The sequence below is a fragment of the Parahalioglobus pacificus genome (assembly GCF_014652275.1).
Taxonomy (GTDB): domain Bacteria; phylum Pseudomonadota; class Gammaproteobacteria; order Pseudomonadales; family Halieaceae; genus Parahalioglobus; species Parahalioglobus pacificus.
Window position 1 is genome coordinate 1,255,594 of record NZ_BMYM01000001.1, and the last position, 11,900, is coordinate 1,267,493.

Annotated in this window: 13 protein-coding genes and 1 other RNA gene; 3 read left to right on the forward strand and 11 right to left on the reverse strand. The window is 58.4% G+C overall.

The window, feature by feature from the left end:
* The first annotated feature begins 25 nt into the window (after positions 1-25).
* The gene (locus tag IE089_RS05815; RefSeq protein WP_189476091.1) at positions 26-1,084 is read left to right on the forward strand and encodes an AraC family transcriptional regulator; all 1,059 of its coding nucleotides are present in this window, start codon (positions 26-28) and stop codon (positions 1,082-1,084) included.
* Positions 1,081-1,860 carry a TrmH family RNA methyltransferase gene (locus IE089_RS05820; RefSeq protein ID WP_189476094.1) on the forward strand — a complete coding sequence of 260 codons (780 nt, stop codon included), beginning with the start codon at positions 1,081-1,083 and terminating at the stop codon, positions 1,858-1,860. Before IE089_RS05815 ends, IE089_RS05820 begins: the two co-directional genes overlap by 4 nt.
* A gap of 4 nt (positions 1,861-1,864) precedes the next feature.
* Here the strand turns inward: IE089_RS05820 and IE089_RS05825 are convergent, their stop codons facing one another.
* The 11 genes from IE089_RS05825 to ffs form a co-directional block, all read right to left on the reverse strand.
* Positions 1,865-3,040 carry a vWA domain-containing protein gene (locus IE089_RS05825; RefSeq protein WP_189476098.1) on the reverse strand — a complete coding sequence of 392 codons (1,176 nt, stop codon included), beginning with the start codon at positions 3,038-3,040 and terminating at the stop codon, positions 1,865-1,867.
* A gap of 4 nt (positions 3,041-3,044) precedes the next feature.
* Entirely contained in the window at positions 3,045-3,890 is an 846-nt protein-coding gene (locus IE089_RS05830) for an AAA family ATPase (protein WP_189476100.1), read from the reverse strand.
* A gap of 71 nt (positions 3,891-3,961) precedes the next feature.
* A complete protein-coding gene (locus tag IE089_RS05835) occupies positions 3,962-5,467 on the reverse strand; it encodes a vWA domain-containing protein (RefSeq protein WP_189476103.1) in 1,506 nt (501 codons plus the stop codon).
* Positions 5,464-5,832 carry a hypothetical protein gene (locus IE089_RS05840; protein WP_189476105.1) on the reverse strand — a complete coding sequence of 123 codons (369 nt, stop codon included), beginning with the start codon at positions 5,830-5,832 and terminating at the stop codon, positions 5,464-5,466. Before IE089_RS05840 ends, IE089_RS05835 begins: the two co-directional genes overlap by 4 nt.
* Complete coding sequence (locus IE089_RS05845; protein ID WP_189476107.1) at positions 5,822-6,292, reverse strand: YcgN family cysteine cluster protein; 471 nt, start codon at positions 6,290-6,292, stop codon at positions 5,822-5,824. Before IE089_RS05845 ends, IE089_RS05840 begins: the two co-directional genes overlap by 11 nt.
* Complete coding sequence (locus tag IE089_RS05850; RefSeq protein WP_189476110.1) at positions 6,279-6,542, reverse strand: YcgL domain-containing protein; 264 nt, start codon at positions 6,540-6,542, stop codon at positions 6,279-6,281. Before IE089_RS05850 ends, IE089_RS05845 begins: the two co-directional genes overlap by 14 nt.
* The gene (rnd, locus tag IE089_RS05855) at positions 6,539-7,657 is read right to left on the reverse strand and encodes a ribonuclease D (RefSeq protein ID WP_189476113.1); all 1,119 of its coding nucleotides are present in this window, start codon (positions 7,655-7,657) and stop codon (positions 6,539-6,541) included. Before rnd ends, IE089_RS05850 begins: the two co-directional genes overlap by 4 nt.
* Complete coding sequence (recR, locus tag IE089_RS05860) at positions 7,654-8,262, reverse strand: recombination mediator RecR (RefSeq protein ID WP_189476116.1); 609 nt, start codon at positions 8,260-8,262, stop codon at positions 7,654-7,656. The genes rnd and recR overlap by 4 nt, the downstream gene beginning before the upstream one ends.
* Positions 8,263-8,271: 9 nt before the next feature.
* Positions 8,272-8,595: a YbaB/EbfC family nucleoid-associated protein gene (locus tag IE089_RS05865; protein ID WP_189476119.1), complete on the reverse strand. Its 324-nt coding sequence runs from the start codon at positions 8,593-8,595 to the stop codon at positions 8,272-8,274.
* Between the two features lie 8 nt (positions 8,596-8,603).
* Complete coding sequence (dnaX, locus tag IE089_RS05870; RefSeq protein ID WP_189476121.1) at positions 8,604-10,424, reverse strand: DNA polymerase III subunit gamma/tau; 1,821 nt, start codon at positions 10,422-10,424, stop codon at positions 8,604-8,606.
* Between the two features lie 103 nt (positions 10,425-10,527).
* An RNA gene (gene ffs / locus IE089_RS05875) (signal recognition particle sRNA small type) lies at positions 10,528-10,624 on the reverse strand.
* Positions 10,625-10,775: 151 nt separating this feature from the next.
* Here ffs and IE089_RS05880 point away from each other — a divergent pair.
* A complete protein-coding gene (locus IE089_RS05880) occupies positions 10,776-11,900 on the forward strand; it encodes an efflux RND transporter periplasmic adaptor subunit (RefSeq protein WP_189476124.1) in 1,125 nt (374 codons plus the stop codon).

The window sequence follows — 11,900 nt, forward strand, 5'->3', positions numbered from 1 at the left end:
CCGGCCATTGATGCGCATGGACAGCATGCCCATCAAACCGCTGGCCACACTGCTAAAGGTGCTGCTGCGGCAAGGATATGATCTGGAGGCAACCCTTGCCGCTATTGGGCTGGATTTCGATCCGCTAGAGGCGACACCGCAAACACGCGTCTCGACGGAGTCATACAGCAAGCTCTATGCCCTGCTCATGGAGTCTGAGCAGGACGAGGCCTTTGGTTTGGGGGAGCACTACCGCTCTCCACCGGGCACGTTTCGCATGATGTGCCTGCAGGTTATCCACACACGGACTCTGGAGCAGGCCCTGCGTCGCGCCGCGGCATTTTTTGACTATTGCGACCAATACCGCACGCCACTTCCACCGCCATCGCCACCGCCATTACTGGCGCTTCAAGGTGGCCGTCGCACACTCTGTATCTTCCAGCGCGGACAGACGCAGCAACCCACAGTGGTACAGGCCAATGTGCTGTATATGATGTACCGCTTCTACAGCTGGCTGGTTGGCAAACCATTACCGCTTTTAGGCGTTTACCTGCAGGGCGATATCGGAGCGCCCGGCGGTCCAATTGAAGCGCTGTTTGACTGCGGCATTCACTACCAGAAGTCGCACGCTGGCCTGCTCCTGCAGACCCCGGCGCTGCAGCTTCCCGTGGTGCAGACGGAAGAATCGCTGAAGCTGTTTCTGCGACAGGCGCCGCATCAACTGGTTCGGCGTGACGCCCCCGGCGCTGACAAGCCTCTCACTGATAAAGTGCAGCAACTGTTAGCCAGTCACGACCAGAGCGCCCTGCCCGGCGCCAGCGAGGTGGCAATGACACTCAACATGTCTGCGCGCACATTACATCGTCGCTTAAGCCAGGAAGACACCAGCTTTCAGCAACTCAAAGATGCCTTTCGCTCCACGCTGGCTCGCCATTACCTGGGCCGGGACGACTTATCCATTGACGCCATCTCCGCCCTGATGGGCTTTCAGGATAACTCCGCTTTCTATCGCTCCTTTAGGAAATGGACCGGCGAGGCACCTGGCGCTTACCGTCGCACACTTGCGTCCAGCAACCCGTCTGCCGACGCTCAGGACGCCCAATGAACAGCAGCTACGCCCAGAAGAAAGCAGACCTTCGCTCGGTGCTGACTGTTTACGGCAGAAAGAGTGTATTGGAAGCACTGACCGACGAGATGCTGTCCTGCCAAACACTGCATATGGCAGACAGTAACCGCAAAGGCGGCATCATTGCGGACATCGAGCAACGGGCAGCAGCCCGGGGTGTTCCCGTTCGCCTGCACACGCGCGACGCCTTATCGCGCATCTCACGCAATGGTAAGCAGGATCAGGGCGTCGCTCTGGACATTGCCTGCCCTGCTTTTGCGGCCCTTGATCAGGGATGGTTGCAGGCACGCTTGGTGGGGAGCAAGGCACCGCTGACACTGCTCGCAATGGACGGCGTCACCAACCCCCAGAACGTGGGCATGATCATACGATCGGCCGCGGCTGCCGGTGTCGACGGCATTATCTATCCGGATAAAGGTTTGGCTGCCCTGGGTCCGCTGGTTATCAAGGCGAGCGTTGGCACGGTCTTTCGCGCGCCACTACTGCGGTGCGAGCGACTGCTACCCGCGTTACGTCTGTGTCAGGCACAAGGCATTGAAGTGAGCTACCTCGATGGCAACGCCGACAATTCAATCTTTGAGCAAGCAGGCGCCGGCCATCGTGTGTACGTACTGGGTGGGGAAACCCACGGCGTGTCGGCAGAAATTCGCGAGCTCGCAGATACCGCACTGTCCATTCCCATGGCCGGCGGTGTCGAGTCTCTGAATGTGGCGGTTTCAGCGGCGCTGGTCGCCTACGCAAGCCAGCGCCGCTAACGATTCACTTGGAAAGGTAAGACATACCCTCTTCCAGCCCCTTGAGTGTGAGGGGGTACATTTTGCCCTCGAGCAGCTGGTTGGTCATTGAGATTGACTGGGTGTACTCCCACTCATTTTCAGGCACCGGATTGATCCAGATAACCTTTTCATAGGTCTCCAATAATCTGCGCATCCAGACCTCGCCGGCCTCATCATTCCAATGCTCAACCGAACCACCGGGCTGCACGATTTCATAGGGTGACATCGAAGCATCACCCACGAAAACGACTTTATAGTCGTGACTGTACTTATGCATCACATCGAGCAAGTCGGTGCGCTCATTGTGACGGCGCACGTTATTCCGCCAAACGCTCTCATAAAGGAAGTTGTGGAAGTAGAAATTCTCCATGTGCTTGAACTCGGTCCTAGCCGCCGAGAACAACTCCTCGCACACCTTCACATGGGGGTCCATGCTGCCGCCCACATCAAAGAACAACAGCACCTTTACGGCATTGTGCCGCTCGGGAACCATCTTGATATCCAGCAGCCCCGCATTACGGGCAGTGGAACTGATGGTGTCATCCAGATCGAGCTCATCCGCAGCGCCTGTGCGTGCGAACTTGCGCAGGCGACGCAGTGCCACCTTGATATTGCGAGTGCCAAGTTCAACCGAGTCGTCGAGGTTCTTGAAGTCGCGTTTATCCCACACCTTCACGGCTTTGTTGTTCTTGCCATTGGGTCCGACACGAATGCCTTCGGGGTGATACCCCTCCTGGCCGAACGGTGACGTGCCGCCGGTACCAATCCACTTGTTGCCGCCCTCATGCCGTTTCTGCTGCTCTTCGAGGCGCTTCTTGAACTCCTCGATGAGCTTCTCCAGACCGCCCAGCGATTCGATCTTTGCCTTGTCTTCTTCGGACAGGTTTTTCATAAACTCGCTGCGCAACCAGTCATCGGGGATCAGCGCCTCAATGATGTCATCCAGCGCCTCCAACTCCTTGAAGTGTGCGCCGAAGGCCCGATCGAAGCGGTCGAAGTATTTCTCATCCTTCACCAGGCACGTGCGGCTGAAGAAGTAGAAATCATCGATATTGCCGAAGGCCACGTGCTGCTTCAGACCTTCCATAAGGTCCAAGAGCTCTCGGGTGGTAACGGGAACGCCCGCGTCACGCAGTCCGTGGAAAAAATTGACCAACATGGTCTTAGCGCATTTCCCTGCGATGCATAAACGCCAGGCGTTCCAGCAAATGCACGTCCTGCTCGTTCTTCAGCAGGGCGCCATAGAGCGGCGGGATCGCCTTGGTGGGATCGCGTTCCTTGAGAATCTCATCGGGAATATCGTCGGCCATCAACAGTTTAAGCCAATCGATCAGTTCTGAAGTTGAAGGCTTCTTCTTAAGGCCGGGAATAGCACGCACATCGAAGAACACCTCCAGCGCTTCCTGCACCAACTCCTCGGTAATTTTGGGGTGGTGAACATCGATAATTTCGCGCATCGTGTCGCGATCCGGGAAGTTGATGAAGTGGAAGAAGCAGCGACGCAGGAACGCATCGGGCAGCTCTTTCTCATTGTTGCTGGTAATTATAATGATGGGACGGTGCTTCGCCTTGATGGTTTCGCCGGTCTCGTAGACGAAAAACTCCATCTTATCCAGTTCTACCAGCAGATCGTTGGGGAACTCGATATCAGCTTTGTCGACCTCGTCGATCAGCAAAACCACTTGCTCGTCGGCCGCAAATGCTTCCCACAGCTTGCCTTTCTTAATGTAGTTAGCAATGTCCTGAACTTTTTCATCGCCCAACTGAGAGTCGCGAAGACGGGAAACAGCATCGTATTCGTACAGGCCCTGCTGCGCCTTGGTTGTGCTCTTGATGTGCCACTGGATCAGTCGCTTACCCAGACCCTGCGCCACCTCTTCTGCCAACATGGTCTTACCGGTGCCAGGCTCCCCTTTGATCAACAATGGGCGCTCCAGCGCAACGGCGGCATTAACCGCCATACGCAGATCGTCCGTGGCAACGTAGCGTTCTGTTCCTTCAAATTTCATACAACAACTTACCTGATTATATTTTCAAAGCGCTCAAGAGTAGCGATAGGCCCTGTAGCGATCAAGTCACATTAATCGCGCAGGCGGCTCGCGTAGGTGGCCAGTTTCTTCTGACGGCGGCGTTGCAGTAGCCATAGCAGGGCTGCAGCGGCAAACAACACCACCAGTACACCTGTAGTAGCGATACCCTCAATATCCTCCATGGGTACGTCCAGCGCACGGGTGGAGATCACAGCGGCACCTCCGCCAGGCAGTACGGTGAAATACTGGGTTGAGCGGCGCTGCAGTGCCGCTGTCTTTACCAGCACCGTGACACCGTATTCACCGGGCAATTCGGGGGCAACCACACTCGCGACATAGTCACCGGATGAACCTGACTGAGAGATCGGTGGTGTGGAAAGTCGACGCCCATCAACATCCCTGACGACAACTTCCAACCCCTGTCTCACGGGAGCACGCGAGGCAGGAACATCGGCGGAAGTGCTAGTGACATTGAGAGAGGGATCTACCGCCATTGCGAGTTCTACGGTCTCACCAGGCAACACCGTGGCAGGCAGGGTTTCCACGGCGAGCTGGCTGTTAGCACCCAACACGACGCGTGCTCGCCACTGCCCCTCCCCCTCTAGCGTCCACTCGCCGCTCCGTGGCTTCTCAAGGGTAGCAGTGGCGTAATGGAGGCCCTTGGCCCAGCTCACACCCGGCTGTACATCAGCCGGGCGCAGACGCTGCCCCTCCGGCGAGATCAGCCGTAAACGTGCCTCACCGCTGGACCCGCTGAGGGCAACGGTCAATCGGCCGATGCTGTCGTCAACCGTAAAACGCCCCTCGCTATCGATGGGCACTTCGGTCGTCGGTAGTACTCGTTCCAGCAGGGCTACAATGCTGGCTGCGCGCGCTTCTGCATTAAATGCCTTGTAGGCATAACCATGACTGGCATTGGCCAATGTTCTCAGCACATCCCAGTCAGCCTCGGACGAAAGCGCCACTGCGAATAACTGGACATTGGGATCGGTCAGTGCCGGTAACAGGGCGTCAACCACGTTGCGAGACCTTGTTGCGGCAACCACCGGCGAGGCTGGCATCGCCCGCCTTCCATCACTGATCACAACGATCGAGCGCCGTCTGCCCTCCGGCAATGGGGCATCCACGGCGAGCTGCATAAGACTAGCCAAGTCATATTGACCGGCACCATCCGCGGCAGGTTCTGCGCTGTTCGGATCACGCTCTATCAGCGCCGTGGCGCCCTCGTCGACCGATAGCGGCAACTGTCTTACCTGCTCCCGCAAGGGCGCATCAATCTCAGCAACCGGCAACAGCAATCCGCGCTCGCGCTGCCACACAGCCAGCCCGCTGCCCTTGGCAGCCAGACCCGCAATGAGATTGAGAACAGCGCGCTGACTGCCGTCACCCTCCACATCATCCGGAGCGACGTCCAATATCACATGAATTTCAGCGGATGACACCGGCGATTGCGCGACGGTCGGAGTGGCGGCAAAAAGCGTGAGCGTCAGTACAGCCGCGATACCGCAAAGGGTTTGCACGACAGAACGTGCAACTGTGTTCGGCTGTGCGATCACGCCTGTTCCGGCTGCGTCTCTGGCTCAGCGCCCTTTCTGCGACGGAAAACCGTAAAGCGGGCAATCAGTGTGAGAACAACAGCGAGCCCGGCTGCATAAGACAGGGGTCTCAGGGCATGGGTAGCGCTATCCAGGCCGTCGGTTAGCATCTGGAAGCCGACCACGATGAGCGCCGGCGCCATGGTCTCTACACCCGGCTGCGGATAGGCAGGCGTCAGTAACAGAGCAGCGCCAAGCAGCACCAGCAGCAATCGCCAACTGCGCCCCCAAACTTTGCGCAGACAGAAAGCCATCAGCAGCAGGGCAATAACCGCCGCTCCGCAATAAACGTATATCGCTGTGTGATATGACGCGTCAGTGAGCACCGGGACTCTCCTGCTCTACCCAGTGGATGATGTGCTCATCATAGCCATCGTCATGCACATATTCATCAGAAATCGCCTTCCCGCGAATGGAAATGCCTGCCGCGTGAACAGACTCCGGATCTCCCGAGACCAGCGGGTGCCAGGACGGCAATGGAAGACCCTGTGCACGCAGCCGATAAGCGCAAGTCGATGGCAGCCAATAGTAATCAGCGGCGCGAGCTGCATCGAGTTGGACACAGTTTGGCACCAGTATAGATCGCTGGGCATAGTCGCTGCAGTGGCAGTGTTGTTCATCCAGATAACGGCAGCGGATACCGGTGTAGAACACCTCGCCCGAGCCCTCGTCTTCAAGCTTGTGCAGACAGCAGCGGGCACAGCCATCACACAGGCGCTCCCACTGATCCGGATCCAGGGACTCCAGTGGCAAGGCATTGAACCAGGCAGATTCAACCTGGCTCATCGTCGCCCTCGCCCACAGTCGGCGGCATTTGCAGATAAAAGCCATTGGCTTCGATCGATTCCAGCACAGCCGAAGCATCCGCGCGGGCTAGCTTGCGCTCTGGCGTCAGTAGCAGTGTCATCGCGCTGTGCGGCTCACCAAACTGCTTGAGCAATGGCTCGGGCACATCCACAAAGCCTTGCTGCTTATCCACGTAGAGGTACATCCCCTCTCGCCGCGGGCTTCTGAAAATCTCAATCAAGCGCTTCACGCCGCGCCCTCCCTTGTCAGATATTGACGCAGTGGTTGTATCGCCGCTGTCTCGCGCCAGCCCCACCAGTGCGCGGGTTCATGAATCGCCACACCTTCGGACTCACGCAACAAGAGCTCATAATCCTTTGCCTGCAGTAAAGCTTCCGGAGCCATGTCCAGCCCTTCCGCAACGGCTCGCGCGCGAGCTTTCAGGGCTTTGAGTTTATTGCGCTGGCCTGAATTGAGCGGCTCGGGTAGTGGCGCCGGACACTCAGCATCCGGTCGCTCGGCGCACTCTGCAACGCAGCCCAACAGCGCATCGCCGAACCGCCTTACCGCGCCCTGCGGCAACTCAGTGGCCCTGGCCAATTGCCTCACCGAGGCGGGCATCGCTTTAGCAATGGCCAGGCATGCCTTGTCGTCAATAATCCATCCTCGCGGCTTATCACGCTTGATCGCGGTAGCCTCTCGCCACTGACAAATGCTCTCGAGGGCAGCCAACTGCTGTGGGCGTAAGTGCCAGGCAGATTTGATTTTTCGGTAGTAGTTACTGCGACTCTGGCCGAAAGCCGCAACAGCATCAGCCCCCTCAGCGAGTACCCAGTCGACACGCCCGACTTGCTCCGCAGCCGCTAACAAGTCGCGATAGACTGTCAGCAGATAGGTCACGTCCTGTGCCGCATACTCACACTGGGATTGGGTCAAAGGCCGCTGCAACCAGTCGGATCGCGTCTCGCCCTTGGGTAGATCCACATCGCAGTGCTCGAGAACCAAAGCGCGATAGCCCAAACCAAATCCGCGGTTCAGCAAGGCTGCGCCACGCTGCGTATCAAACAGTGGCTGCGGCAAAACGCCCAGCCAATGGTCAAACACCTCCAGGTCTTCGCTGGCAGAGTGTAAGACTTTCACCGTGCGGTCGTCGGTTAACAGGTCCTTCAGCGGCTGCGTGTTTCCCAGCGTCAGCGGGTCGATCAACAGTGCTTCGCTTTCAAAGCACAGCTGCACCAGCGCAACTTTCGGAAAATAGGTGTTGCGGCGCATAAACTCGGTATCAACGGCCACCGCCGTCGCCGATGCGTGCGCAGCCAACGCTTCGGCGAGCTCAGCATCGCCCTCTATCAATCGCCAGCTCATCGCTGCGCATCCACAGGCACTCGCCCTGACAGCGCGTGCGCCAGGGTTGAACCATCCACATATTCCAGCTCACCGCCCAACGGCACTCCGTGGGCAATGCGCGTCAAACTAATCCCCGTGCCCGCTAGCATATCAGTCAGGAAATACGCGGTAGCCTCTCCCTCAACAGTGGGATTGGTGGCCAGAATGACTTCCTTGACTTCGCCGTCAGTCACTTGCCGCTGAAACACATCGAGGCCAATATCGTCGGGGCCTATTCCATCAATGGGCGACAAATGCCCCATCAGCACAAAGTACACGCCCCGGTAGCTGGCGCTTTGCTCCAGAGCCAACACATCCGCGGGGCTCTCGACCACGCAGACGGTCGATCGATCTCTGCGCGGATCGGCACAAATTTCGCACAGCGTCTCCTCGGCAAAATTTCGACACCGGGAACAGTGCCCGATCTTTTCGACAGCTTCTGTCAGTGACTGCGCCAATGTTTCAGCTCCCTCCCGGTCCCGTTCCAACAAGTGCAGACTCATACGCTGTGCAGACCGAGGCCCAACGCCCGGCAGACACCGCAGGGCCTCAATCAAGGATTCAAGGGCTGGACTAAACTTCATCGCGAGACCTCAAAATGGCATTTTGAAGCCTGCAGGGAGGTTTAACCCTGCCGCCAAACCTGACATTGCATCTCGATTGTGTGCCTCAACCCGGCGGACCGCATCATTCACAGCAGCGGCGAGCAGATCTTCCAATACCGACTTTTCCTCGTTGAGCACACTGGGGTCAATGGTGACTCGCTTGACGTCATGACGCCCCGTCATCACCACGGTGACCAAGCCTGCCCCGGATTCACCGGTGACCTCAGCTTTTGCCAGGTCTTCCTGTGCCTGCTGCATATCGGCCTGCATCTGCTGGGCCTGCTTCATTAAATCCGTAATCGAACCCTTCATGGTTTTCCTCAGGTATCCAGTGGACGAATTGAGTCCATGTCCAATTCTCCGTCGAAGTGCTGCATCAACTGTTGTAACAGAGCATCCTGCTGAATGGCGGACACCGCCTGGTGCTGGCGCTCTTCGATCAAGCGCTGGCGGCGCGCTGCGGGTGTTTCTGACATCACCGCCGCCACCGCAATGGTTACAGTCAGGGGCTGGCCGTAAAAGTTCTCCAGGGCCAGCCTGATTTTATCGCGGTGCCCATCGTTAAACAGGGTCGCATTATCCTGATCCAATACAAACTCAAGTTCCGTTCCTTCGATGCGGCGCAGCTCGCAATGACTGGCCACGTTGTGCACGATGCCGGCAAGCCCCAACTGTTCCAGTGCCTGTGCCCAGCCCCCCGGCGCCAAATCAGACAAGCGGCCAACCGCGGGCTGCAGCGGTGCCGAGTCACCGGGGTTGGGACCGGGTGCAGCTGAGGTACCCCCCGAGGTGGCAGGGTCTAGCGAGTGTGCTGACTGGGTTGTGCGCCCAGTCTCCAGCTGGGGCTCATCTACCCGGATGCTACTGCTAGCGCGGGTTACAGCGGCACGGCTTGGCGTCAACTCCGCTTCAGCGACGAGGGACTTGGGCGATGCGCTACCTGAATCAGGTAGCGGATATTGCTTTTTTGCGGCGTCGGCGCCGACCTCGCCGGCAATGTTGGTATTGTCAGCCGCAAGCGAAAAGTCGCCCTCGTTCATTTCGGTGTCAATCACCGCCTGTGGCCGGAACGCAATCATTCGCAGCAAAATCATCTCGAAGCCACTGCGAGGATCCCCCGCCATCGGCAGGTCTCGCTTCCCGTTGATAGCCACCTGGTAAAGCAACTGCACGTCGTCCGCACTGAAGGTCGCCGCCAGCGATGTCACCCGCTCAGCATCCCCCCAGCCATTGTCCACGGCATCGGGTACCAATTGCGCCACGGCAACGCGATGCAAAAGGTTGATCAGTTCATTGAGGCTGCCTTCGAAATCCGGCGCGTGCTCGGACATCTGCGAGACCACCTGCAATAGCTCGCCAGGCTGATCGGCTGCCACGGCCTCCAGTATCTGATAGACAAAGCGCAAATCGACCGTGCCCAGCATTGTGCCAACATCGGCTTCCGTCAGCTGGCCGGAGCCAAATGCGATAGCCTGATCCGTGAGGCTCAGGGCATCGCGCATACTGCCAGCGGCGGCCCGTCCCAATAACCACAGCGCCTGATCTTCGTAGCTAATCATCTCTTCACTGAGCACGTGAGCGAGGTGTGCGACGATTTGCTCGGGGAGCATGTTTTTGAGGTTGAACTGGAGGCAACGCGACAGAATCGTCGCCGGCAGTTTTTGCGGATCGGTGGTCGCCAGCAGAAATTTCACGTGGGGCGGCGGCTCTTCGAGCGTCTTTAGAAGCGCATTAAAACTGTGCGTAGACAGCATATGCACCTCATCGATCAGGTACACCTTGTAGCGTGCGCGGGTGGGAGCGTATTGCACGTTCTCCAGCAATTCGCGTGTGTCATCAACCTTTGTTTTGGACGCAGCATCGACTTCGATGAGGTCTACGCAGCGGCCCTCCGCGATTTCGAGGCAGGAGGCACAGGTGCCACAAGGTTCAGAGCTAACCCCGGTATCACAGTTCAGGCATTTGGCGAGAATTCTCGCGACGGTGGTCTTGCCCACCCCGCGGGTGCCGGTAAACAGATAGGCATGGTGCAGGCGGTCATGGTCCAGTGCATTGATCAGAGCCTGCAGTACGTGCTCCTGCCCCACCATCTCGCGAAACGTTGACGGACGCCATTTGCGCGCCAGTACCTGATATGACATGCCTGAGAATAAGCCCTGAGTAAGTGCCGGTAAGGAAGGATACACCAGCCGAATACTGACCGGTACTTGGGAGCGTTTTATTGGCGGGGAAAAATGGAGGCGACCCGAACAGCCACACCCCGGCACACGAGTCAGTAACTACCGTTGCTCCCTTCCGGGCCTGGCGGGGTTCGCTACTTATCATTGCGGGGGGACCGCCCGGGCCACCACAGCAGCGCGGACCACCGCGCAGAGGGCGCGTATTGTCCCCAAATCCCCCCTGCCACGCAAGCAATCCATTTCCAATGACTTGACGTAGATGTTATATCCTTTAACATTAATGTTATACGTTTTAACATTGAGGTGTGCATCATGCTTCAGACAGCACTCAAACGCGTCACCGCATCGCAAAGCACCGTCGCTATCGCGGCAGCTATCGGCACCACTGCGCTACTGACCACACTGCTGCACACCCGCGCGGGTACCGGCAACGAGGGCGCGACCATCGAGCCACTCCCCGTGGCAATTACGCCCTACGCCACGTCCAGCAACTTCGAGCGCGAAGTCACTTTTTTAGGTTTGGTGCGTGCAAGCCAGCGAAGTGATGTCGGCTTCGAAGTGTCCGGTATGGTGGCAAAAATCACTGTGCGGGAGGGCCAGCGGTTCGAGGCCGACGAGGAACTGGCACAGCTGAGCACCGCACAGATTGCTGCCCAGCGGGATGCCGCCGCGGCTGACAAAGAACGCGTCACTGCAGAGCTTGAGCTCGCACGACTCAAGGAGAAACGGCAGAAGGATCTGCGCGCCACCGGCGCTGTATCGCGCGAGGCCTTCGATGAGACGCGGCTGCAGGCCCGGGCACTGGCAGCCCAGTTGAAATCTGTTGACGCACAGCTTGCCCGGATTCAACTCGACCTGGACAAAACTACGTTACGGGCTCCTTACGCCGGAGTAGTTGCCCAGCGTAGGGTGAATGCCGGAGCGGTAGTCTCCGCGGGGGCGCCTGTTCTACGCATCGTTGCCGAGGGCGCGCGCGAGGCCCATGTCGGAATTGCGATTGAACAGGCCGCCAAGCTGAATGCAGGTGCTAGCTACCCACTCACACTGCGCGGCGAAACTGTCAGTGCAACGCTGCGATCACTGCGCCCGGACGTTGACCCAAGCACTATGACCACCACCGCCGTGTTTGATTTGCCAGCCGACGTGCAGGGTCTGGATGGCGAGCCCGTCACCCTCACCCTGGGAGAAACAGTGACCGATACCGGCGGCTGGCTGCCGATGACCGCGCTGATCGAGGGTGAACGGGGTCTGTGGACCGTTATGCGCCTTGATGAAACCGGCGACTCGCCCACGGCCATCCGTGAGGCGGTTGAGGTGTTGCACGTGCACGGAGATGAAGCCTACGTGAGAGGCACACTGGTGGATGGCCAGGCGATTATTGCCACCGGCATACACCGTGTCACACCAGGCGCACCACTGGTCGCCGTGGAGTACTGA

Bases quoted from the DNA above. Each gene is read 5' to 3' on its own strand.
- IE089_RS05815 (WP_189476091.1), top strand. From the start codon at position 26: ATGCCCATCAAACCGCTGGCCACACTGCTAAAGGTGCTGCTGCGGCAA.
- IE089_RS05820 (WP_189476094.1), top strand. From the start codon at position 1,081: ATGAACAGCAGCTACGCCCAGAAGAAAGCAGACCTTCGCTCGGTGCTG.
- IE089_RS05825 (WP_189476098.1), bottom strand. From the start codon at position 3,040: ATGTTGGTCAATTTTTTCCACGGACTGCGTGACGCGGGCGTTCCCGTT.
- IE089_RS05830 (WP_189476100.1), bottom strand. From the start codon at position 3,890: ATGAAATTTGAAGGAACAGAACGCTACGTTGCCACGGACGATCTGCGT.
- IE089_RS05845 (WP_189476107.1), bottom strand. From the start codon at position 6,292: ATGAGCCAGGTTGAATCTGCCTGGTTCAATGCCTTGCCACTGGAGTCC.
- rnd (WP_189476113.1), bottom strand. From the start codon at position 7,657: ATGAGCTGGCGATTGATAGAGGGCGATGCTGAGCTCGCCGAAGCGTTG.
- recR (WP_189476116.1), bottom strand. From the start codon at position 8,262: ATGAAGTTTAGTCCAGCCCTTGAATCCTTGATTGAGGCCCTGCGGTGT.
- IE089_RS05865 (WP_189476119.1), bottom strand. From the start codon at position 8,595: ATGAAGGGTTCGATTACGGATTTAATGAAGCAGGCCCAGCAGATGCAG.
- dnaX (WP_189476121.1), bottom strand. From the start codon at position 10,424: ATGTCATATCAGGTACTGGCGCGCAAATGGCGTCCGTCAACGTTTCGC.
- IE089_RS05880 (WP_189476124.1), top strand. From the start codon at position 10,776: ATGCTTCAGACAGCACTCAAACGCGTCACCGCATCGCAAAGCACCGTC.